Here is a 20,163-nt window from a genome sequence, read left to right as displayed (position 1 = left end):
CCGGGCGCCCTCCCCTTTTTGTTTCGCGGCGATCGCGACCGGTGTCGCCGAGTGGGCGGCAAGCAGGCACCCACTCGGCGGACAAGGTCAATCCCTGCCGATGAGGCATTCCACGGCGGAGCGCCAGGCCGCGAGCCGCATGGCGCGCACCTCGTCCGCCATGGCCGGCACGAACCGCCGCTCCAGCCGCCAGCCCTGCGCGAAGATATCCGGCGGCGGGAAGAAACCGCACTGCAGGCCGGCGAGATAGGCGGCGCCCAGCACCGTGGTCTCCGTCTCCGCCGGACGGTCCACCGGCGCGCCGAGGAGATCGGCGAGGCGCTGCATGGTGAAGTCGGAGGCCGACATGCCGCCGTCCACCCGCAGCACGGTGGCACCGCCCTGCCCCGGCCAGTCCGCATGCATGGCATCGATGAGGTCGCAGGTCTGGAAGCACACCGCCTCCAGCGCCGCCCGCGCCAGCTCGGCCGGTCCGGTGGCGCGGGTGAGGCCGAACAGGGCGCCGCGCACCTGTGGCCGCCAATAGGGCGCGCCAAGGCCCACGAAGGCCGGCACCAGGATCACGTCCTGCCCCTCGTCCGCCTCGGCGGCGAGGCGGTCGCTCTCGGCGGCATGGGAGATCATCTTCAGCCCGTCGCGCAGCCATTGCACCGCCGCGCCGGCCACGAAGATCGAGCCCTCCAGCGCATAGCTGCGCCGCCCGTCGATCTGGTAGGCGATGGTGGTGATCAGGCGATGGCGTGAGGCCACCGGCGTTTCGCCCGTGTTGAGCAGGGCGAAGCAGCCGGTGCCGTAGGTGGATTTCACCATGCCCGGCTGGAAGCACGCCTGCCCCACCATGGCTGCCTGCTGGTCGCCTGCCATGCCGCGGATGGGAATGGGCGCGCCGAACATCTCCGGATCGGTGGCGCCGAATTCGGCCGCGCAATCGCGCACCTCCGGCAGCAGCGCGCGCGGCACCCCGAACAGGGCCAGCAGGTCGTCGTCCCAGGCCCCCTTATGGATATCGAACAGCATGGTGCGCGACGCATTGGTGGCGTCGGTGGCATGCACCCGGCCGCCGGTGAGGCGGAACAGGAGGAAACTGTCCACCGTGCCGAAGGCCAGTTCGCCCTTCTCCGCCCGCGCGCGGGCGCCCGGCACCTTTTCGAGGATGTGGGCGATCTTGGTGGCGGAGAAATAGGGATCGATGAGCAAGCCGGTGCGAGCGCGGACCAGCGCGCCATGGCCTTCCGCCTCAAGGCGGGCGCAGGTGTCGGCCGTGCGCCGGTCCTGCCAGACTATGGCGCGGTGGATGGCGCGGCCGGTGGCGCGCTCCCACACCAGCGTCGTCTCGCGCTGGTTGGTGATGCCGATGGCGGCGATGTCGGATGGCACAGCCCCTGCCTGCCGCAACACCGCGCGGCAGCAGGAAAGCACCGTGTTCCAGATGTCCTCCGCTTCCTGCTCCACCTCGCCGGAGGCCGGGAAATGCTGGGGTAGCTCCTCCTGCGCCAGCGCCGCGATAGTGCCGTCGCGCCGCACCAGCAGGGCGCGGGAGGAGGTGGTGCCCTGGTCGATGGCGAGGATGTAGGCGGCCAATAGCTCCTCCCGGATTGTTGTTTTCAGCCGCCGCGCCGGGCGGCCATGTAGGCGTCGAGCGTCCGCGCTTCCTCATGGCAGGTGCGCAGGCCGAGCTTCGAGCGACGCCACAGCACGTCCTCGGCGGTCATGGCCCATTCCTGGTCCATCAGCCAGTCCACCTCGCGGCGGCACAGGTGGGCGCCGAACCAGTCGCCGAGGTCGTCCTCGTGCATCACCCCTTCCAGCAGGCGGAAGGTCGATGTGCCATAGGCCCGTGCGAGGCGCTTGAGCAGGGCCGGATCGAGGGCGGGAAAGGTGCGGCGCAGGCTTTTCAGGAGGTGATCGAACCCCTGCCGCGGGAAATCCCCGCCCGGCAGCGGCACCTTGCCCGTGAAGGACGGCCCCAGCACCGGCAGATGGGGCGCAAGCCGCGCCAGCGTGGCCTCGGCAAGGCGGCGATAGGTGGTGATCTTGCCGCCGAAGACCGACAGCAGCGGCGCCGCGCCGTCGGGCGCGTCGAGGGCGAGCACATAGTCGCGGGTTGCTTCCTGCGCCTTGCCCGCGCCGTCGTCGTACAGGGCGCGCACGCCGGAATAGGCCCACACCACCTGCTCCGGCGCGAGCGCGGCGGCGAAATACTCGCTGGCCGCCGCGCAGAGGTAAGCCACCTCCTCGGGGCTCGCCGCCACATCCTCCGGCCGGCCGTCATAGTCGAGGTCGGTGGTGCCGATGAGGGTGAAGTCGCCCTCATAGGGAATGGCAAAAACGATGCGCCCGTCGCCATTTTGGAACAGGTAGCAGCGATCGTGCGCGAACAGGCGGTGCACCACGATGTGGCTGCCCTTGACGAGGCGCAGGCGCGCGCTCGCCTTTACCTGCAACACATCCAGCACCTGCCCGGCCCAGGGGCCGGCGGCATCCACCAACGCGCGGGCGCGCACGCTCTCGCGCCCCGCCATGCCTTCCGCCTCGATCTCCCACAGGCCATCGACGCGATGCGCGCCCACCACTTTGGTGCGCGGACGGATGGAGGCGCCCCGGTCCGCCGCATCGCGGGCATTGAGCACCACGAGGCGGGAATCCTCCACCCAGCAGTCGGAATATTCGAACGCGGTGCCAAGGCCAGGGCGCAGCGGGAGACCGGCGGGGTCGTGCCTCAGGTCCATCGTGCGCGTGGGCGGCAGCAGGCGGCGGCCGCCCATATGGTCGTAGAGGAACAGGCCCAGCCGCAGCATCCACGCCGGGCGCAGGCCGGTATGGTGGGGCAGCACGAAGCGCAGCGGCCAGATGATGTGCGGGGCGATGCCCCACAGCACCTCGCGCTCGGCCAACGCCTCCCGCACCAGGCGGAAGGCGTAATGTTCCAGGTAGCGGAGCCCGCCATGGATGAGCTTGGTGGAGGCGGACGAGGTGCCGGAGGCCAGGTCCGCCTGCTCGAACAGCACGACGGAAAGGCCGCGCCCGGCCGCATCGCGAGCGATGCCGGCGCCGTTGATGCCGCCGCCGATGATGGCGAGGTCGAAGACGCGCGTGGTTTCCTCCATCCCCGCCTCCCCCCGGCGGCGCATCATGGCGCCGGACTTCCCGCCCTTCCCGCCAGACCATGCCGCGCCGGGCGGCGGCGTCAACTGGGCGATGACCCATTTGCCGGACCCGCGACGGCACAGCCGGAGCGCCGATCCGCGACCCAGCGCACGGCTCCTGCGCAGCAGGCATTACCAATGTCCCACCGCGAGGTAACGCCAAGGTTTCGAGGCCTAGAGCCCGATCAGGCCGCCGGCGGTGAAGCCGCCGTCGACGTTCAGGGTCTGCCCGGTGATGAAGGAGGACTTGGTCTCGTCCAGCAGGAAGGCGATTCCGCCGGCCACCTCGGATGGCACCGCATAGCGGCGCATGGGCACGGTCTTCATCCAGCCGGCACGGGCTTCCGCCGTGTGCATGGCCTTCACCATGGGCGTCTCGATGGGGCCGGGGGCGATGCCGTTCACGCGGATGTTGAAGGGCGCGAACTCCACCGCGAGGATCTGCGTCAGCACCAGCACGCCGCCCTTGGAGGCGCCATAGGCCGAGCGTCCGAGATTGCCCCGGATGCCCGAGACCGAGGCGATGTTGACGATGGTGCCGCCGCCATTCTCCTTCATCACCCGCGCCGCCTCCCGCGCCACCAGGAAGGTGCCGACGAGGTTCACGTCGAGGATCTCGCGGAACAGCGCCACCGAGGTGTCCAGCGCCGGCACGTCGCGGGCGATGCCGGCGGAATTCACCACGCCCCACAGCGGGCCGAACTCCCCTTGGGTGCGGGTGACGAGGTCCACCACCTGCGCCTCGTCGGAGATGTCGGCCACCTCAACCCGCACGCGCTCACCATGGCCGGCAAGCTGCGCCCGCGCCTTCTCCACGGCCTGCACGTCCCGATCGGCCGCGACCACGCGCCAGCCTTCCGCCAGAAGCGCCTCCACCGCGGCGAGGCCGATGCCCGAGGCGCCTCCCGTCACGATCACGCTTCGCATCCTGCTCATCATGTCTCTCCCGTGGGGCTTGGTTTGCGGTGCCGCGGCGTTCTTCAGGCCGAGCGGGTGGCGGGCGGCGGCTCCAGCAGGCCGCGTTCGGCGAGGGCCTCGCGCACCATCTTCTTGGTGATCTTGCCGTAGGCGGATTTCGGCAGCGCGTCCCAGAAATGAACGCGGCGGGGCATCTTGTAGCGGGCGACCTTGCCATCGAGGAACGCGATTAGCTCGTCCTCGGCAAGGCTCGCCCCCTCGCGCAGCACGCATACCGCCACGCCCACCTCACCCCACATGGGATCGGGCACGCCGAGGATGGCCACCTCCGCCACCGCCGGATGGGTGAGCACCTTTTCCTCCACCTCGCGCGGATAGACGTTGGAGCCGCCCGAGATGTACATGTCGGAGGCCCGGCCTGTGATGTAGACGAAGCCCTCGCTGTCCATGTGGCCGAGGTCGCCGGTGCGGAACCAGCCGTCGCGGAACGCCTTCGCGTTGGCTTCCGGGTTATCGTAATAGCCCGCGAACACGGCGGGGCCGCAAACGCAGATTTCACCGGTCTCGAAGGGCTGCACCTCCTCGCCCATGTCATTCTGGATCTGGACTTGGATGCCCGTGCGCTCGAAGCCGCAGGTGCCGAGCTTCACGCCTGGTCCGTCCTCGGGATCATGCAGGGCCGGCGGCAGCACGGTGATGTTGCCGGTGACCTCACCGAGCCCGAAATACTGCACCAGAACCTTGCCCAGCGCTTTGAGCGCCCGCTTCTGATCTTCCCGATACATGGGCGCGCCGGCATAGATGACGTAGCGCAGGGAGGAGTGGTCGTAAGTGTTCACCGAGGGATGCTCGGCCAGAAGCTTGGTGATGGTGGGCACGGTGAACATGTTGGTGACGCGCCACTGTTCCACCAGCCGCCACGCCTCGGCGGGGTCGAACTTCTCGGACGGCAAAAGGATGGTCTTCACCGCCCGGGCCACCTGCACCAATTGGTGCACCCCCGCCCCGTGGGAGAGCGGCGCCACCACCAGCGAGGCGTCGGCCTGGGTGGTGCCGGGCATCAGGTCGCACAAATGGTTGGTGATGACGAAGGCCATCTGGCCGTGGGTGAGCACCGCCGCCTTGGGCCGCCCGGTAGTGCCGGAGGTGAAGAAGAACCAGCACGGATCGTCGTGCTCCACGTCCGCCACCTTGGCTTTTTCCCCGAGGCGGGCGGCGACGAGGTCGGCATAGTCGGGCCCGAAATCGGCGGCGCCGATGGCAATCACCGCCGTGACGGATGGCGCCTCCGCCAGAACGGCGGGCACATGCTCGGGAAAATCAGCATGGCAGATCATCAGCGCGGCGCCCGAGGCGGAGGCGAGATAGGCCACCTCCCCCGGCGTCTGACGGAAATTGGTGGGCACCCACACCGCGCCGATGCGGAAGGCGGCGAACATGCTCTCGAACATTTCAAGGCAGTTCTTGGATTGCACCAGGATGCGGTCGCCCTTGCCCACCCCGCGATGGGCAAGCTCCGCCGCCATGGCGTCCACCCGCGCCTCCATCTCGCCCCATGTCACGGTGCGGGCGCCGTCCACGAAGCCGATCTCGTTCGGGAAGCGCCGCGCCGCCTGGCGCAGCACATGGGACAGGTTCATCACCCGCCGGCTGGAGCGGGCGACCCCGCCCCTGGGTGCGGCTTCGGGGCCGACGGCAGTGGCGGCAAGGGTTTCGACAGGTTCAGGCGACATGGGAACGCTCCGGGCGGGAGGCGCGCGCAGGGGGCGCGCGGAAAGACAGGGACTTGTGGGCGGGCACCATCACGGCGCCCCCTTGGCGATGGCACGGCCGGGGGGAGGCGCGGCCGAGGCGGGCTCGCCGCCGGCGCGGTGGCCGAGGGCGGCTTCCAGCGCCTGCGCCTCGCGCTTCAGCAGGGGCACCAGTTCAGCCTGACGCTCAGGCGAGAGCCGGCTTTCGATGGCGGCCAGCGACAGCGCACCCAGTGGACGCCCGTCCGGCCCCAGCACCGGCACGGCGATGCCCCAGGAGCCGGCGACATAAAGGCCGGGATTGAGCGCGTAGCCCCGCGCGCGGGCATCGACCACCTGCGCGCGCAGCACCTCGACCCCATAGCCGGGATAATGGGCCGCCAGCGCCGGCGCATTGGCGGCGAGCATGCGCTCCACCTCCGCATCCGGCAAAGCGGCGAGCAGCGCGAGCCCGCCGGCGCCGATTCCCAGCGGGTGCCGGTCGCCGGCCTGCAGCACATGGGTGCGGATGGGCCAGGTGCCCTCCTCCCGGTGCAGGCACACGCTGAATGCGCCACGCGGAACGGAGAGGAAGGCGCAGTCGCCGCTGGTGCGGGCGAGGCGGGCGAGGCCGTCCATCGCCAGGGCATGGATGCCGAAGCGGGTGCCGGCGAGGGTGCCCAGCACATAGGCTTCCGGCCCCACATGATAGCGCCGCGTCACCTCGTCCTGGTCGAGGAGGCCGGTGCGCACCAGCGCCAGCAGCACCCGCCGCACGGTGGGCTTGGGCAGGCCGCACAGCCGCACCAGATCGGACAGCCGCGCGCCCTCGGGGGCCGAGCGGCCCACCGTCAGAAGCAGCGCCACCGCGCGCTCGATGCTCTGGGTGCCCCCGCCGGCGGATTCGCCGGAAGACAAGCCGCCGGCGCGCGCCGGCTCGGGGCCGGGCCGGACGGCGGGGGGCCTGTGTGCCCGTCCCACGCGCTCTCCCATGATCCAGTATGTGGACCTAGATCGTTATATCGTTGAGACCACCGCAGCGCAGCGTCTTCAACGACCATAATGGGCTTGCGAAAATCCCACAAGCGGGCCAGCATGGGCCGCAGGGATATGAGGTCCATATACTGGACCCAGAGGAAACCGGTCCGAATGGACCGCCAGGAGGAGCTGCCAGCATGATGTTGACCCGTCGCACCCTTTTCAAGGCCGGCGCGGCCGGAGCCCTTGCGGGCGGCGTGTTCGCCCCCTTCGTCGCGCGGGCGCAGAGCGCGGAATTCTCCTACAAATACGCCAACAACCTGCCGGTCACGCACCCCATGAACGTGCGCGCGGGGGAGATGGTGGACAAGATCAAGGCCGAGACCCAGGGCCGCGTGGAGATCAAGGTGTTCCCCTCCAGCCAGCTCGGCGGCGACACCGACATGCTGAGCCAGCTGCGCTCGGGCGGCATCGAGTTCTTCACCCTCTCCCCGCTCATCCTCTCCACCCTGATCCCGAACGCCTCGGTGAGCGGCATCGGCTTCGCCTTCCCGGATTACGCCACCGTGTGGAAGGCCATGGATGGCGGGCTCGGCGCCTATGTGCGCGGCCAGATCTCCAAGGCCGGCATCATCGCCATGGACAATATCTGGGACAACGGCTTCCGCCAGATCACCACCTCCACGAAGCCGATCGAGACCGCCGCCGACCTCAAGGGCCTGAAGATCCGGGTGCCGGTGTCGCCGCTGTGGACCTCCATGTTCCGGGCCTTCGACAGCGCCCCCGCGAGCCTCAACTTCGCCGAGGTCTATACCGCGCTCCAGACCCGCACCGTGGATGCGCAGGAGAACCCGCTGGCCATCATCGCCACGGCGAAGCTCTATGAAGTGCAGAAATACTGCTCCATCACCAACCACATGTGGGACGGCTTCTGGTTCCTGGCCAACCGCCGCGCCTTCGAGCGCCTGCCGGACGATCTGCGTGCCATCGTGGCGAAGAACATCAACGCCGCCGGCCTCAAGGAGCGCGAGGACGTGGTGGTGCTCAACGGCAACCTGCGCAAGGAGCTGAGCGAGAAGGGCCTCGCCTTCAACGAGCCCAAGGTGGACAGTTTCCGCGAGCAGCTGCGCAAGGCCGGCTTCTATTCCGAGTGGAAGGGCAAGTACGGCGACGAGGCCTGGTCCATCCTGGAGAGCTACACCGGCAAGCTGTCCTGAGGGACCGTTTGAGAACACGGTCGGACCGGCGCTGTGTCACCATCATGGCCGGGCTTGGAAGAGCTTTCGCAAGCTGTCCCAGGCGGCTCGGCGTGGATGCCCGGCACAAGGCCGGGCATGACGGGGGTGAGGACTGGCATGGCCTTTTGACATGCGGCCTGAATGCCGGGCGGGGGATCGACCGCGCCCGGCACTGTCACGCCGCGGCGTGGCAGCGCTCCAGCGCCCAGCGCACCAGCTTGCGCACGTCCGGGTCGGGATCGTCGAAGGCGGCTTCCAGCGCACCGACGGCGGACGGATCGGCGATCTCGCCGAGCGCGGCGGCGGCTTCCTTGCGCACGTTGCTCAGGCCATGGGACAGCGCCTCCGCCACCACCGGCACCGCCGTGCGGGCCTTCAGCTTGCCGAGCGCATTCACCGCCTTGGCCTGCACCTGCCAGCTGTCGTCATTGGCCGCGACCATCAGCGGGTCCACCGCCTCCGGCAGCTTGGCCTTGCCGATGGAGAAGGCAGCTTCCTCGCGCACCTGCCAATGGGCATCCTTCAGCCCGGCAACGAGGGCGGGCACCCCCGGCGTGCCGCTGCGCACGAACACGAGGGCCGCCATCACCGCCCGGCGCACCGCCGGCTCGGGATCGGTGGCCGCCAGCAGCAGTGCCGGCAGCGCCGCATCCGCCTTCAGGTAGCCAAGCACGCCCAGGGCCTCGCGGCGCACGGCCATGTCGGGATCGGAAAGCGCCGACAGGGCCACCGGCATGGCGGCGGGATCCTGCATGTCGCGCAGGGCCCGGAGCGCGGCGGCGCGCACGAAGGCGCTTTCCGCCTGAACGCGCGCGATGAGGCGAGGCGCGGAGCCGGGCTCCTTCTTGTCGGCGAGGCTCTCGATGGCGGCGAGGCGAACCGCCTCCACCTCATCGTCCAGCGCCTCGATCAGGCCGAGGGCGGCGGGCAGGCCGGAATGCTCGTCGAGGGCCTTGGCGGCGGCCTCGCGCACGCCGGCGTCCTCGTCCTTCAGGCCGGCGAGCAGCAGCTCCACCGCCTGCGGGTCCACGCTCTCGGCGAGGGTGAGCATGGCGACGCGGCGGATGCCGGGATCGGCATCGCGGGCGCGCTCCGCCACGGCGTCCATGTCGTCGTCGAAATCATCGAACAGGGCCATGGCTCACCTCAGCGCAGGAGATAGGGGATTTCGACCTTCACGGCCCCGGTGGGGCAGTCCACCTCGCACGGCATGCAATACCAGCACTCGTCATACTTCATGTGCGCCTTGCCGGAGGCGGGGTTGATGGCGAGCACGTCGAGGGGGCACACGTCGATGCAGACGCGGCAGCCCTTCTCGGCAATGCACTTCTCGTCGTCGACCGTGACCGGCACGGAGGTGGGATGGTTGGCGAACGGCATGGGGCAGGCTCCGGAGTCTCGAATTCTGGGAGGTCACTCGGCGGCGAGCGCCGGGGTGCGCAGCTGGTGGTAGGCGCCCATCTCCTCCTCGGGGATGTCGACCACGTAGGGGTCCACCGCGCGCTTCCTGTGAGCCATGCGGCCGAACTCGTCCTTGTAGAGCAGCGTGTGGCAGAACCAGTTCTCGTTGTCGGTGGCCGGGTGGTCCACCCGCCAGTGGTAGAGGCCCCAGCGGCTTTCGGTGCGATAGAGCGAGGCGGCAGCGGCCATGTCGGCGCAATCGAGGATGGATTGCAGCTCCAGCGCCCGCATCAATTCATGGGGATCCTTCACGCACAGGGCATTGAGGTCCTCGCGGATCTCGGCAAAGCGCGCCTGGGCGATGCGATACTTGGCGGTGACCTTCGGCGGCTGGAGATAATCATTCACCAGGCGGCGGGTCTTGAACTCCATCTCGTGGGGGGTCAGGCCATCGTCGCGGCGGGTGGGGGCAAGCACGCGCTCCTGCTCGGCGACCACATCGGCTTCGTCATAGGCCGGCAGGTCGGTGGAGGCGCAGTAATCGGCCGCGTCCTGACCGGCGATGCCGCCGTTCACGAAGGCGCCGAGCATGTAATTGTGCGGCACGCTGGCCATGTCGCCGGCGGCGTAGAGGCCGGCGACCGTGGTGCGGGCGTTCTCGTCCACCCACACGCCCGAAGCCGAATGGCCGGAGCAGAAGCCGATCTCGGAGATGTGCATCTCCACCATCTTCTCGCGATAGTTGGTGCCGCGATTCTCATGGAAGCGCCCGCGCGAGGGCCGCTCGTTGGAGTGCAGGATGGTCTCGATCTCGGAGATGGTCTCCTCGGCGAGATGGGTCATGTTGAGGAAGACCGGGCCGTTGCCGCTCTGAAGTTCTGAATAGAACTCCTTCATCATCTGGCCGGACCAGTAATCGCACTCGATGAAGCGCTCACCCTTGTTGTTGGCGGTGTATCCGCCGAACGGGCCGGTGACATAGGCGCAGGCCGGGCCGTTGTAATCCTTGATCAAGGGGTTGATCTGGTAGCATTCGAGGTTCGCGAGGCCCGCACCCGCATGATAGGCCATGGCATAGCCGTCGCCGCAATTGGCCGGGTTCTCATAGGTGCCGAACAGATAGCCCGACGCCGGCAGGCCGAGGCGCCCGGCGGCGCCGCAGGCGAGGATGACGGACTTCGCCCGCACCACCAGGAATTCGCCGGTGCGGGTGTTCACCCCCATGGCGCCAGCGATGCGGCCGTCCGGGGCGTTCAGCAGGCGGGTGGCCATGTAGCGGTTGGTGACCAGCACCTGATGCTTGCGCAGCTGGCGATAGAGCGCCTTCTTGACGTGGTGGCCCTCCGGCATGGGCAGCACATAGGTGCCCATGTGATGGACCTTGCGGACATTGTATTCGCCGGAGCCGTCCTTCTCGAACTTCACGCCGATGGAATCCAGATACTGGATCATCGGGTAGGAGCCGGTGGCATAGGCCATCACCGCCTTCTGGTGGACGATGCCGTCATTGGCGACGGTGATCTCCTTCACATATTGCTCGGGCGTGGCGTAGCCGGGGATGACGGCGTTGTTCAGCCCGTCCATGCCCATGGAGACCGCGCCGGAGCGCTTCACGTTGGCCTTCTCCATCAGCACCACCTTCAGGCCGGGATTCTTCTCCTTGGCCTTGATGGCGGCCATGGGCCCGCCGGTGCCGCCGCCGATGACGAGGATGTCGGTTTCGACGATCTCAGTCTTGATCTCGCTCATGGTTTCACCTCTGGAAGGTCGGGGCCGGCCGCATCCGCCGCGAGGGCGGCGAGATAGGCGAAGGGGTAGACCCCGCGCGCATGGCCATCGGAGAAGGACAGGTTGACCCCGTGCGCGCCGAACGGCGCGACATGGGTGAGGGTGACGCCGGCAAAATCGGCGGAAAAGGTTCCCCGTGCCTGGTCAGCGACGCAGGCCGCGCAGCGGCAAGCGGCGCGGAGCGCCGGAGCGCTGAGACTGGCGCGGAGCGCCGGAGCGCTGAGGGCGGCGCGCTGCGCCGGGGCATTGAGGCTGGCGGGCACCGCCGGCCTGCCGGAAAAGGCGAGATGGAGGTGGCGCCGATCACGATCGAGGCGGATCTCCTCGATATCGGGAACCGGCTCCGACGGCGCCGGAAGGGGCTGGGGGGCAGACGTCATCATGGGAGCGATTGGACATCGCGACCGCCCCAGCCGATAGCAACTAGTTGCTGGCTGGAGCACTTCCAGGGAGCGCGGCGCGCGGCACCTCAAGGTCCTGCCCACCGGCCGCGCCTGCGCTATGGTGACCGCCGCAGCAATGGGCGACTCCGTCATGGATCAGGTGGAAGCCATCGTCATCGGCGCCGGCGTGGTGGGTCTTGCCATCGCCCGCGCGCTGGCCTGCGCCGGCCGCGAGGTGGTGCTGATCGAAGCGGCGGGGGCCATCGGAACCGGCATCTCGGCGCGCAGTTCCGAGGTCATCCATGCCGGCATCTATTACGAACCGGGAAGCCTGAAGGCCGAGCTGTGCGTGAGGGGCCGCGACGCCCTCTATGCCTTCTGCGCCAGCCATGGGGTCGGCCACGCCCGCATCGGCAAGCTCATCGTCGCCGCCAGTGCGGACGAGGTGGCCTATCTGAAAAAGCTCGCCGCCCATGGCGCCGCCAACGGGGTGGGCGACCTCGAGATGCTGGGCGGCGCCGAAGCGCGGGCGCTGGAGCCGGCGCTGGATGTGCATGCCGCCCTGTTCTCGCCCTCCACCGGCATCGTGGAGTCCCGCGGCCTGATGCTGGCGCTGCAGGGCGACATGGAGGCCGCCGGCGGCGTGCTGGCCCTCGGCGCGCCCTTCGTCGGTGCCGAGCCGGGGCCAAACGGGCTGATTGTGCACACGGGGGGCGACGCGCCCCAGGTGCTGGGCTGTCGCCTGCTGGTGAATGCCGCCGGCCTCGATGCCCCGGACCTCGCCCGCCGGATCGCCGGCATGCCGGCCCACCTCGTGCCCGAGCAGACGCTGGCCAAGGGCAACTACTTCACCTGCGGGCGCAAGGTGCCTTTCAGCCGCCTCATCTATCCGGTTCCGGAGCCGGGCGGGCTCGGCACCCACCTCACCCTCGACCTCGGCGGCCAGGGCCGGTTCGGGCCGGATGTGGAATGGGTGAGCGAGCGGGACTATCAGGTGGACCCGGCCCGCAAGGCCTCCATGATGGCCTCCATCCGCCGCTACTGGCCGGACGTGCGGGAGGAGGACCTTTCCCCCGGCTATGCCGGCATTCGCCCCAAGATCCCGGGGCCAAACGGCGGACCGCAGGATTTCGTCATCCAGGGGCCGGATGTGCACGGTATCGCCGGGCTGGTGAACCTGTTCGGCATCGAATCGCCCGGCCTCACCAGCTGCCTTGCCATCGCCGACAGGGTGCTGGAGGAGGCCAAAAAGAACACCCATGGCGGGCGCGCTTCACGCAGCGGCCATGGGTGAAGCCCGCGCGGCGCCTGAGCGTGCCCACTTGGCCTCGGTGAAGGCCGAGGCCAATGGCAAAAGGGCCGCCCCGAAGGACGGCCCTCAAAATCAGCAGCGCTGGATCGATCCGGCCTCAGGCCAGCTCGGTTTCCTTCTTGCGCTCCTCGCGCTTGCGCTCGTTGGGATCGAGGTAGCGCTTGCGCAGGCGGATCGACTTGGGGGTCACCTCCACCAGCTCGTCGTCCTGGATCCAGGCCAGCGCGCGCTCCAGCGTCATGCGGATCGGCGGGGTCAGGCGCACCGCCTCGTCCTTGGAGGTGGTGCGGATGTTGGTGAGCTTCTTGCCCTTGAGCACGTTCACTTCCAGGTCGTTGTCCCGGTTGTGGATGCCCACCAGCATGCCCTGGTACACCTTCCAGCCCGGCTCGATGATCATCGGGCCGCGGTCTTCGAGGTTCCACAGGGCATAGGCCACCGCCTCGCCCTGCTCGTTGGAGATCAGCACGCCGTTCACGCGGCCGGCGATCTCGCCCTTGTAGGGGGCGTATTCATGGAACAGCCGGTTCATGATCGCGGTGCCGCGGGTGTCGGTGAGCAGCTCCGACTGGTAGCCGATGAGGCCGCGGGTGGGAGCGTAGAACACCAGGCGCTGGCGGTTGCCGCCGGAGGGGCGCATCTCCACCATCTCGGCGCGGCGCTCGCTCATCTTCTGCACCACGGTGCCGGAATATTCCTCGTCCACGTCGATGAGGACTTCCTCGATGGGCTCCAGCGCCTGGCCGGTGGCCTCATCCTTCTGGAACACCACGCGGGGACGCGACACGGCGAGCTCGAAGCCCTCGCGGCGCATGGTCTCGATCAGCACGGCGAGCTGCAGTTCGCCGCGGCCGGAGACGAAGAAGGAATCCTTCTCGGTGGATTCCTCGATCTTGAGCGCCACGTTGCCTTCCGCCTCGCGCAGCAGGCGGTCGCGGATGACGCGGCTCGTCACCTTGTCGCCCTCGGTGCCGGCCAGCGGCGAATCGTTGACGATGAAGGTCATGGTGACGGTGGGCGGATCGATGGGCTGGGCCGCCAGCGGCTCGGTCACTTCGAGCGCGCAGAAGGTGTCGGCCACCGTGCCCTTGGAGAGACCGGCGATGGCGACGATGTCGCCCTGCACGCCTTCCTCGATGGGCTGGCGCTCGATGCCGCGGAAGGCGAGGATCTTGGAGACCCGGCCCTGCTCCACCAGCGAGCCGTCCTGCGCCAGAACCTTGATGGGCTGGTTTGGCTTGATCGAGCCGGAGGTGATGCGCCCGGTGATCATGCGGCCGAGGAAGGGGTTGGCCTCCAGCAGCGTGCCGATCATGCGGAACGGGCCGTCATCCACGGTGGGCTCGGGCACATGCTTCAGCACCAGGTCGAACAGGGGCGACATGCCCTGGTCGGAGGGGCCTTCCGGGCTCTCGGCCATCCAGCCGTTGCGGCCGGAGCCGTAGAGGATGGGGAAGTCGAGCTGCTCGTCGGTGGCGTCGAGCGCGGCGAACAGGTCGAACACCTCGTTCACCACCTCGGTGATGCGGGCGTCGGAGCGGTCCACCTTGTTGATGGCCACGATGGGCTTGAGCCCCACCTTCAGCGCCTTGCCCACCACGAACTTGGTCTGGGGCATGGGGCCCTCGGCGGCGTCCACCAGCACGATGGCACCGTCCACCATGTTCAGGATGCGCTCCACCTCGCCGCCGAAGTCGGCGTGGCCGGGGGTGTCCACGATGTTGATGCGCGTGTCCTTCCAGACCACCGAGGTGGCCTTGGCGAGGATGGTGATGCCGCGCTCCTTTTCCAGATCGTTGGAATCCATCACGCGCTCGGCCACGCGCTGGTTCTCGCGGTAGGAGCCCGACTGCTTGAGCAACTCGTCCACCAGCGTGGTCTTGCCGTGGTCGACGTGGGCGATGATGGCGATGTTGCGAAGCTTCATGGTCGTCCAGCACGAAAACGCGGGTCCGAATAACTCGGGCCCGCCGGGAAAGGGATTATTGCGGCGCAAAATACACACAAACCGATCAAGATCAATGCGCGCTGCCAAAACCGGCCGGAATTGCCGCGCATCTCTTGCCCCCGCGCCGGCTCTGGGCTTGAGAAACAACGGTGCGATGAACGGGCAGGCCTGAGCGGGAGAATGCGCCCTTGTACTGGTTCCTGGACGGAGAATTTCTGCTCGGCGGGCTCGTCAGCGTCGTCGCCATTGCCATCCAGGCGCTGGTGACGGTGCTCGTCATCAAGGTCGGGCGCGTTTCCGCGCGCCATCTGTCTCCCCGCCGCCGGATGGTGACCCTGCTCGTCGTCATGGGCACGTCGGGGACGCTTCTCATGATCGCGCATGTCCTGGAAGTGGCGGTCTGGGCTGCCGTGTATGAGCTGGTTGGCGTGATCGAGGCCAAGAATGCCTATTATTTCGCCTTCGTGAACTTCACGACCCTCGGCTACGGCGACATCCTGCCCGCGCATCGATGGCGGGTGATGGGCCCCATCACGGCGGCCAACGGCATGCTGCTGTTCGGCTGGTCCACGGCGGTGCTGTTCGCGGTGCTGTCGCGGGCGCTGCGCATCCTGCGTTTGGGTTAAAGTCGCCGGCCGGACCTGGGTTATAGTGGTCGCGCCCAAGGAAAACCCATGCCGCCACTGACGTTACGACAGGATGAGGCGTCCCGCCTCGACCCGGAAGAGGTCTCCTCCGCCACCGCGATGATGGCGCGGCATCCCTATTTTGCCGACTTCCCGCCCGCCGTGCTGGCCGCGCTCATCGCCGGCGGCGAGAAGATGGTGGTACCGCCGGGCACCCGCCTGATCCAGCGGGGCGATACCGACACCTTCGCCCTGCTGGTGGTGGAGGGCACGGCGGTGGTCACCATCGATACCCCCTATGCCCATGTGGAGCTGGCCCATCTGGCGGCCCCGGCGGTGATCGGCGAGATCGCGGCCTTCACCGGCGTCGCCCGCACCGCCCATGTGGATGCCGCCACGCAACTTACCGCCATCCGGCTCCCGGCCCAGGCGCTGGAGGCGGCGGGCCGCGCCCATCCCGCCCTGCTGTCGGCGGTGATGCGCCAGTTCGGCAGCCGGTTCGAGACCTTCAACCGCGTCTTCGGCTTCTATGCCAATGCGCTGAACGCGCTGGAGCGCCGCGAGTTCGACCTGAAGCTGCTGGACGAGCTGCGCAATCCCCTGCCCGAGCTGGTGGATTTCTCCCACTCCTTCCGCCGCCTCGCCGAGGCCATCATGACGCGGGTGGCGGAGCGGCGCGAGATGGCCAATGCCGCCGCCATCCAGCGTTCCATGCTGCCGCTGCCGCTTGCGGCGGATGTGCTCGGCGGGCGCGCCGACATCGCCGCCGCCATGCGTCCGGCCAAGGACGTGGGCGGCGATTTCTACGATTATTTCCTCATCGATGCCCGCCACCTGGTGGTCAGCCTCGGCGACGTGGCCGGCAAGGGCACCCCCGCCGCCCTGTTCATGAGCGCCACCCAGACCGCCCTGCGCATGGTGCTGCGACGGGAGGCGGATCTCTCCACCGCGGTGGCCACGGTGAACGACCTTTTGTGCGCCACCAACGGGGAGGACATGTTCGTCACCCTGTTCTGCGCCGTGATCGACCTTGAGACCGGCGATCTCACCTACTGCAATTGCGGCCACACCGACGCGATGATCCTGCGCGCGGACGGCGCCATCGAGCGGCCGGCGGCCACCGGCATGGCGCTCGCCATCCTGGAAGGGATGAAGCCCCGCGCCGTCTCAAGCCGCCTTGCCCCGGGCGACCGGCTGTTCCTGTTCTCCGACGGGCTGACGGATGCCATCAACCTGGACGAGGTCTCGTTCGGCGACGCGCGGCTGGAAGCGGCGGCGACGCGCGCGCTGCACCTGCCGGCCGAGGCTTTCCTCGCCACATTGCTCGACACGGCCGCCGCCCATTCGGGGGCAGCGCCGCAGTTCGACGACATGACCGCGCTCGCCGTCACCTTCACGCCCGTGGGCTGAAGACCACTCACGCCGGTAAAGCCTTGGCGTGAGGCGCCCCGCCGCAGATTCCATGAGAGCGCTGGAGCGCCGCACCGTCCTGGTGGCTTCCTTGGTGACTTCGCCATTGGCGGAAGGCCCACGCCCGTGTCGCTGGCCAGCCCGACGCCGGCTTGACCTCAGGGGCACGCGCATGGTGCCGGAGACCAAGGGCAATTTCCGCTAAAGTTGAAGCCTGCGCCGGTGTCCCTCATCCGGCGCAGGCCCTCCTTTCCCTGCACGGGCCAGACAATGCAGCATTCCGCGAACATCCGCTCCGGCGGCGAGATCCTGGTGGACGCGCTGAAGATCCACGGCGTCGACACCGTCTATTGCCTGCCCGGCGAGAGCTTCCTGCCCGCCATCGACGCCCTCGCGGGGGCCATCGGCCGCATCCGCACCATCGTGACCCGCCACGAGGCCGCGGCGGCCAACATGGCGGAGGCCTACGGCAAGCTCACCGGACGGCCCGGCATCTGCTTCGTCACGCGCGGGCCGGGCGCGAGCCATGCCGCCATCGGCATCCACACCGCCGCGCAGGATTCCACCCCGCTCATCCTCTTCATCGGGCAGGTGGGCACCGCCATCCGCGGCCGCGAGGCGTGGCAGGAGGTGGATTATCCCGCCATGTTCGGCGGCATGGCCAAGTGGGTGGTGGAGGTGGACCGGCCGGAGCGCCTGCCCGAGCTGGTCTCCCGTGCCTTCCATGTGGCGGTTTCCGGCCGCCCCGGCCCGGTGGTGGTGGCCCTGCCCGAGGACGTGCTGGGCGCCTCGGCGCAGGTGGCGGACGCGCAGGCGTACAAGCGCGTCGCCGCCCATCCCGGCGCGGACGACCTTAACCGCCTCACCGCCATGCTGGAGGCCAGCGAACGGCCCCTCGTCATCGTCGGCGGCGGCGGATGGAGCGCCAGGGCCTGCCGCGACTTCCAGCATTTCGTGGAGGACTTCGACCTGCCGGTGGCGGCGGCCTTCCGCCGCCAGGACATCCTCGACAACCACCACCCCAATTATGTGGGCCATGCGGGGCTCGGGCCGAACCCCAAGCTGGTGGCCCGCATCCGCGCTGCCGACCTGATCGTCGCTATCGGCCCCCGCCTCGGCGAGACCACCACCGCCGGCTACACCCTGTTCGAGCTGCCGCGCCCGGCGCAGCGCTTCGTCCATGTCCATGCCGACCCGCTGGAACTGGGCCGGGTCTATCAGGCGGACCTTCCCATCAACGCCGGCATGCCCGAGTTCGCCGCCGCTGCCGCCGCGCTGAAGCCCAGGGGCGCCGCCGGCTGGCACGCGCCGTGGAGCGCCGCCGTGAAGGCCGCCCGCGCCGACTATCTCGCCGACCAGACCCCCGGCGCCATGCCGGGCCGGCTCGATCTCGGCGCGGTGATGGTGCACCTGCGCGAGAGCCTGCCCAGGGATGCCATCCTCACCAACGGCGCCGGCAACTACGCCATCTGGGTGCACAGGTTCCACCGCTACGGCGGCTTCCGCACCCAGCTTGCCCCCACCTCCGGCGCCATGGGCTACGGCCTGCCGGCCGCCATCGCCGCCAAGCTGCACCAGCCGGCACGGGACGTGATCTGCTTTGCCGGCGACGGCTGCTTCCAGATGAGCGGGCAGGAACTGGCCACCGGCTGCCAGTACGGCGCCGGCGTGGTGGTGCTGCTGGTGAACAACGGCATCTATGGCTCCATCCGCATGCACCAGGAGAGGGAATATCCCGGGCGGGTGTTCGCCACCACGCTGGAGAACCCCGACTTTCCAGCCCTGGCGCGGGCCTATGGCGCCTTTGGCGAACGGGTGGAGGAGACGGCGGCCTTCGCCGACGCATTCAATCGCGCCCGCGCCTTCGCGGCGGACCGGAACAAGCCGGCCCTGCTGGAGCTGGTCATCGATCCCGAAGCCATCACGCCGTCCGCCACCCTCACCGGCCTGCGCGTGGCCGCGCTGAAGGCCGGCCAGGGCACGACATGACGCCGGCCAAGGCGGGGAGGAACGGGCACGAACCCTTCACCGCCATGCGGACGCACAGCGTCATCCAAGGCGCCTGGCAGGGCGCCGCCTCGGGCGAGACTGCCGTGAGCTACGACCCGGCCACCGGGGCCGCGCCCGGTCAGCGGGCCATCGCGTCCCGGTGGAGGCGGCGCCGACACCCCACCCGCAACGCCCTGGAACGGCCCCGGTCACGACCCGCCGTCGCGCTGGCGCAGGGACGAGGGCGTGCGCCCGAAGCTTCTGCGGAACAGCCGGTTGAAGGTGGCGATGTCGTTGAAGCCGGCCTCGAACGCGATGTCGGACACCTTCTTGTTCGCATTGGCGGGATCGGCCAGGGCGCTGCGGGCGAGTTGCAGGCGCGACCAGGTGAGGTGTTCCTTCAGGGTCACACCGTGCTGCTGGAACATCTTCTGCAGGGTGCGCACATTGATCTTGTGGCGCTGCGCCACCTGCGACACGCCGAAATCGTGCCGGCTGCAATTGGCGGCGATGTCGAGCAGGATCTCCTGGTAGAGCGCATCCCGGCCGTCCGGCCCGCGCGCAGGGGCGCTGCCGCCGGGTCCGGCGGCGAAGGCGAGGAGGCCGAGCAGCGCGCTTTCGCAGAACAGGGCCAGAGCGGGCGGCAGCGTGCGGCCAAGAAGCCCCGCGGCGTGCGAGACCAGGATATCCAGCGCCGGGTCGGGCCCGGTCGAAACCCCGAACGGCACCGCCTTGAGCGCGTCGGCGAGCTTCAGCACCTGGCGCGGGAGCAGCACCAGGGTCACCTCGCCGGCCGCGTACTGCAGCTCGGCCTCCCGCGCGACCACCCCGAGGAAGGCCCGGCCGGCCTCGATGGCGACCGGTTGCATGTCATCGATACGCACCGTGGCAGATTCGAAACACCTGCCGATGAAAACCCCCGGCTCCGGCGACGAGGCGACGTGAAAATTGCCGGAAACCTCCGCCTTTCCGCCAATAATCGCAACTGTATGCAGGGCCGTGGCCTGGAACGGGGAAGCCGTTTCCTCCTTGGATTGTTCACCATCCGTGTTGAGACCAGCGCCTCCCAAGGCAACTAAAGGGAATGCGAGCGCGATATTCTGCACCGCATTTTCACCAATACTTACGCTGTTGTACTTTCCCGCTTTGGTTGTGCTGTTCATGACCCGGCGGCCGCTCCCCATGCCGCAGCGGAGAACAATACAAATAGAGTGTAAATGCAAATAGTGGTATTTTATTACCTCCTTTTAACTTGCGTCAGCGAAACTGCCCCAAGGTATCATGCGCTGGAATGGC

Annotated in this window: 16 protein-coding genes; 5 read left to right on the top strand and 11 right to left on the bottom strand. The window is 68.7% G+C overall.

Translation table 11 applies throughout. The features are described 5' to 3' along the window. Positions 1 to 87: 87 nt before the first annotated feature. From glpK to V5F66_RS17220, 5 genes are all read right to left on the bottom strand, one after another. On the bottom strand, positions 88 to 1,581 hold the full coding sequence (glpK, locus tag V5F66_RS17240) for a glycerol kinase GlpK (protein ID WP_394094353.1): 1,494 nt from the start codon (positions 1,579 to 1,581) through the stop codon (positions 88 to 90). A 23-nt stretch (positions 1,582 to 1,604) separates the two neighbouring features. After that, positions 1,605 to 3,107, bottom strand: coding sequence for a glycerol-3-phosphate dehydrogenase (gene glpD, locus V5F66_RS17235; protein WP_394094352.1), 1,503 nt, complete (start codon positions 3,105 to 3,107; stop codon positions 1,605 to 1,607). A gap of 213 nt (positions 3,108 to 3,320) precedes the next feature. After that, entirely contained in the window at positions 3,321 to 4,082 is a 762-nt protein-coding gene (locus V5F66_RS17230; protein ID WP_394094351.1) for an SDR family NAD(P)-dependent oxidoreductase, read from the bottom strand. A 44-nt stretch (positions 4,083 to 4,126) separates the two neighbouring features. Then, a complete protein-coding gene (locus V5F66_RS17225; RefSeq protein WP_394094350.1) occupies positions 4,127 to 5,797 on the bottom strand; it encodes an acyl-CoA synthetase in 1,671 nt (556 codons plus the stop codon). A gap of 69 nt (positions 5,798 to 5,866) precedes the next feature. Beyond that, positions 5,867 to 6,775 carry an IclR family transcriptional regulator gene (locus V5F66_RS17220; RefSeq protein ID WP_394094349.1) on the bottom strand — a complete coding sequence of 303 codons (909 nt, stop codon included), beginning with the start codon at positions 6,773 to 6,775 and terminating at the stop codon, positions 5,867 to 5,869. Positions 6,776 to 6,969: 194 nt separating this feature from the next. Between V5F66_RS17220 and V5F66_RS17215 the strand changes: the two genes are divergently transcribed. Then, positions 6,970 to 7,989: a TRAP transporter substrate-binding protein gene (locus V5F66_RS17215; protein ID WP_394051842.1), complete on the top strand. Its 1,020-nt coding sequence runs from the start codon at positions 6,970 to 6,972 to the stop codon at positions 7,987 to 7,989. Between the two features lie 196 nt (positions 7,990 to 8,185). Here the strand turns inward: V5F66_RS17215 and V5F66_RS17210 are convergent, their stop codons facing one another. From V5F66_RS17210 to V5F66_RS17195, 4 genes are read right to left on the bottom strand one after another with little or no spacing between them, the layout of a single operon-like run. After that, entirely contained in the window at positions 8,186 to 9,148 is a 963-nt protein-coding gene (locus tag V5F66_RS17210) for a HEAT repeat domain-containing protein (RefSeq protein WP_012114794.1), read from the bottom strand. 8 nt (positions 9,149 to 9,156) lie between these two features. After that, entirely contained in the window at positions 9,157 to 9,390 is a 234-nt protein-coding gene (locus tag V5F66_RS17205; protein WP_012114793.1) for a 4Fe-4S dicluster domain-containing protein, read from the bottom strand. A gap of 33 nt (positions 9,391 to 9,423) precedes the next feature. Next, positions 9,424 to 11,160 (bottom strand): fumarate reductase/succinate dehydrogenase flavoprotein subunit, encoded by a 1,737-nt coding sequence (locus V5F66_RS17200; protein ID WP_394051846.1) that lies wholly within the window; start codon positions 11,158 to 11,160, stop codon positions 9,424 to 9,426. After that, complete coding sequence (locus V5F66_RS17195; RefSeq protein WP_394051848.1) at positions 11,157 to 11,582, bottom strand: gamma-butyrobetaine hydroxylase-like domain-containing protein; 426 nt, start codon at positions 11,580 to 11,582, stop codon at positions 11,157 to 11,159. The genes V5F66_RS17200 and V5F66_RS17195 overlap by 4 nt, the downstream gene beginning before the upstream one ends. A gap of 151 nt (positions 11,583 to 11,733) precedes the next feature. Here V5F66_RS17195 and V5F66_RS17190 point away from each other — a divergent pair, with 151 nt between their 5' ends. Continuing rightward, entirely contained in the window at positions 11,734 to 12,876 is a 1,143-nt protein-coding gene (locus tag V5F66_RS17190; protein ID WP_394094348.1) for an NAD(P)/FAD-dependent oxidoreductase, read from the top strand. A 115-nt stretch (positions 12,877 to 12,991) separates the two neighbouring features. Here the strand turns inward: V5F66_RS17190 and typA are convergent, their stop codons facing one another. Then, positions 12,992 to 14,821, bottom strand: coding sequence for a translational GTPase TypA (typA, locus tag V5F66_RS17185; RefSeq protein WP_012114789.1), 1,830 nt, complete (start codon positions 14,819 to 14,821; stop codon positions 12,992 to 12,994). A gap of 209 nt (positions 14,822 to 15,030) precedes the next feature. On the opposite strand from typA, the gene V5F66_RS17180 reads away from it, so the two are divergent. The 3 genes from V5F66_RS17180 (at position 15,031) to V5F66_RS17170 (ending at position 18,867) form a co-directional block, all read left to right on the top strand. Then, positions 15,031 to 15,468 carry a potassium channel family protein gene (locus V5F66_RS17180; RefSeq protein WP_012114788.1) on the top strand — a complete coding sequence of 146 codons (438 nt, stop codon included), beginning with the start codon at positions 15,031 to 15,033 and terminating at the stop codon, positions 15,466 to 15,468. Between the two features lie 48 nt (positions 15,469 to 15,516). Continuing rightward, the gene (locus V5F66_RS17175) at positions 15,517 to 16,878 is read left to right on the top strand and encodes a PP2C family protein-serine/threonine phosphatase (protein ID WP_394094347.1); all 1,362 of its coding nucleotides are present in this window, start codon (positions 15,517 to 15,519) and stop codon (positions 16,876 to 16,878) included. A 270-nt stretch (positions 16,879 to 17,148) separates the two neighbouring features. Beyond that, entirely contained in the window at positions 17,149 to 18,867 is a 1,719-nt protein-coding gene (locus V5F66_RS17170; protein ID WP_394094346.1) for a thiamine pyrophosphate-binding protein, read from the top strand. A gap of 209 nt (positions 18,868 to 19,076) precedes the next feature. Here V5F66_RS17170 and V5F66_RS17165 read toward each other — a convergent pair whose 3' ends face one another. After that, positions 19,077 to 20,030 (bottom strand): helix-turn-helix transcriptional regulator, encoded by a 954-nt coding sequence (locus tag V5F66_RS17165; protein WP_394094345.1) that lies wholly within the window; start codon positions 20,028 to 20,030, stop codon positions 19,077 to 19,079. Positions 20,031 to 20,163 lie beyond the last annotated feature (133 nt).

This window comes from Xanthobacter versatilis (assembly GCF_043193975.1).
Classification (GTDB): domain Bacteria; phylum Pseudomonadota; class Alphaproteobacteria; order Rhizobiales; family Xanthobacteraceae; genus Xanthobacter; species Xanthobacter autotrophicus_E.
This window is presented reverse-complemented; position numbering and strand designations above follow the sequence as displayed.

Coding starts and splice junctions, on each gene's coding strand:
- V5F66_RS17195 (WP_394051848.1), bottom strand. CDS start 11,582: ATGATGACGTCTGCCCCCCAGCCCCTTCCGGCGCCGTCGGAGCCGGTT.
- V5F66_RS17225 (WP_394094350.1), bottom strand. CDS start 5,797: ATGTCGCCTGAACCTGTCGAAACCCTTGCCGCCACTGCCGTCGGCCCC.
- V5F66_RS17165 (WP_394094345.1), bottom strand. CDS start 20,030: ATGAACAGCACAACCAAAGCGGGAAAGTACAACAGCGTAAGTATTGGT.
- V5F66_RS17215 (WP_394051842.1), top strand. CDS start 6,970: ATGATGTTGACCCGTCGCACCCTTTTCAAGGCCGGCGCGGCCGGAGCC.
- V5F66_RS17210 (WP_012114794.1), bottom strand. CDS start 9,148: ATGGCCCTGTTCGATGATTTCGACGACGACATGGACGCCGTGGCGGAG.
- V5F66_RS17175 (WP_394094347.1), top strand. CDS start 15,517: ATGCCGCCACTGACGTTACGACAGGATGAGGCGTCCCGCCTCGACCCG.
- V5F66_RS17190 (WP_394094348.1), top strand. CDS start 11,734: ATGGATCAGGTGGAAGCCATCGTCATCGGCGCCGGCGTGGTGGGTCTT.
- V5F66_RS17205 (WP_012114793.1), bottom strand. CDS start 9,390: ATGCCGTTCGCCAACCATCCCACCTCCGTGCCGGTCACGGTCGACGAC.
- typA (WP_012114789.1), bottom strand. CDS start 14,821: ATGAAGCTTCGCAACATCGCCATCATCGCCCACGTCGACCACGGCAAG.
- V5F66_RS17200 (WP_394051846.1), bottom strand. CDS start 11,160: ATGAGCGAGATCAAGACTGAGATCGTCGAAACCGACATCCTCGTCATC.
- V5F66_RS17170 (WP_394094346.1), top strand. CDS start 17,149: ATGCAGCATTCCGCGAACATCCGCTCCGGCGGCGAGATCCTGGTGGAC.
- V5F66_RS17230 (WP_394094351.1), bottom strand. CDS start 4,082: ATGAGCAGGATGCGAAGCGTGATCGTGACGGGAGGCGCCTCGGGCATC.
- glpD (WP_394094352.1), bottom strand. CDS start 3,107: ATGGAGGAAACCACGCGCGTCTTCGACCTCGCCATCATCGGCGGCGGC.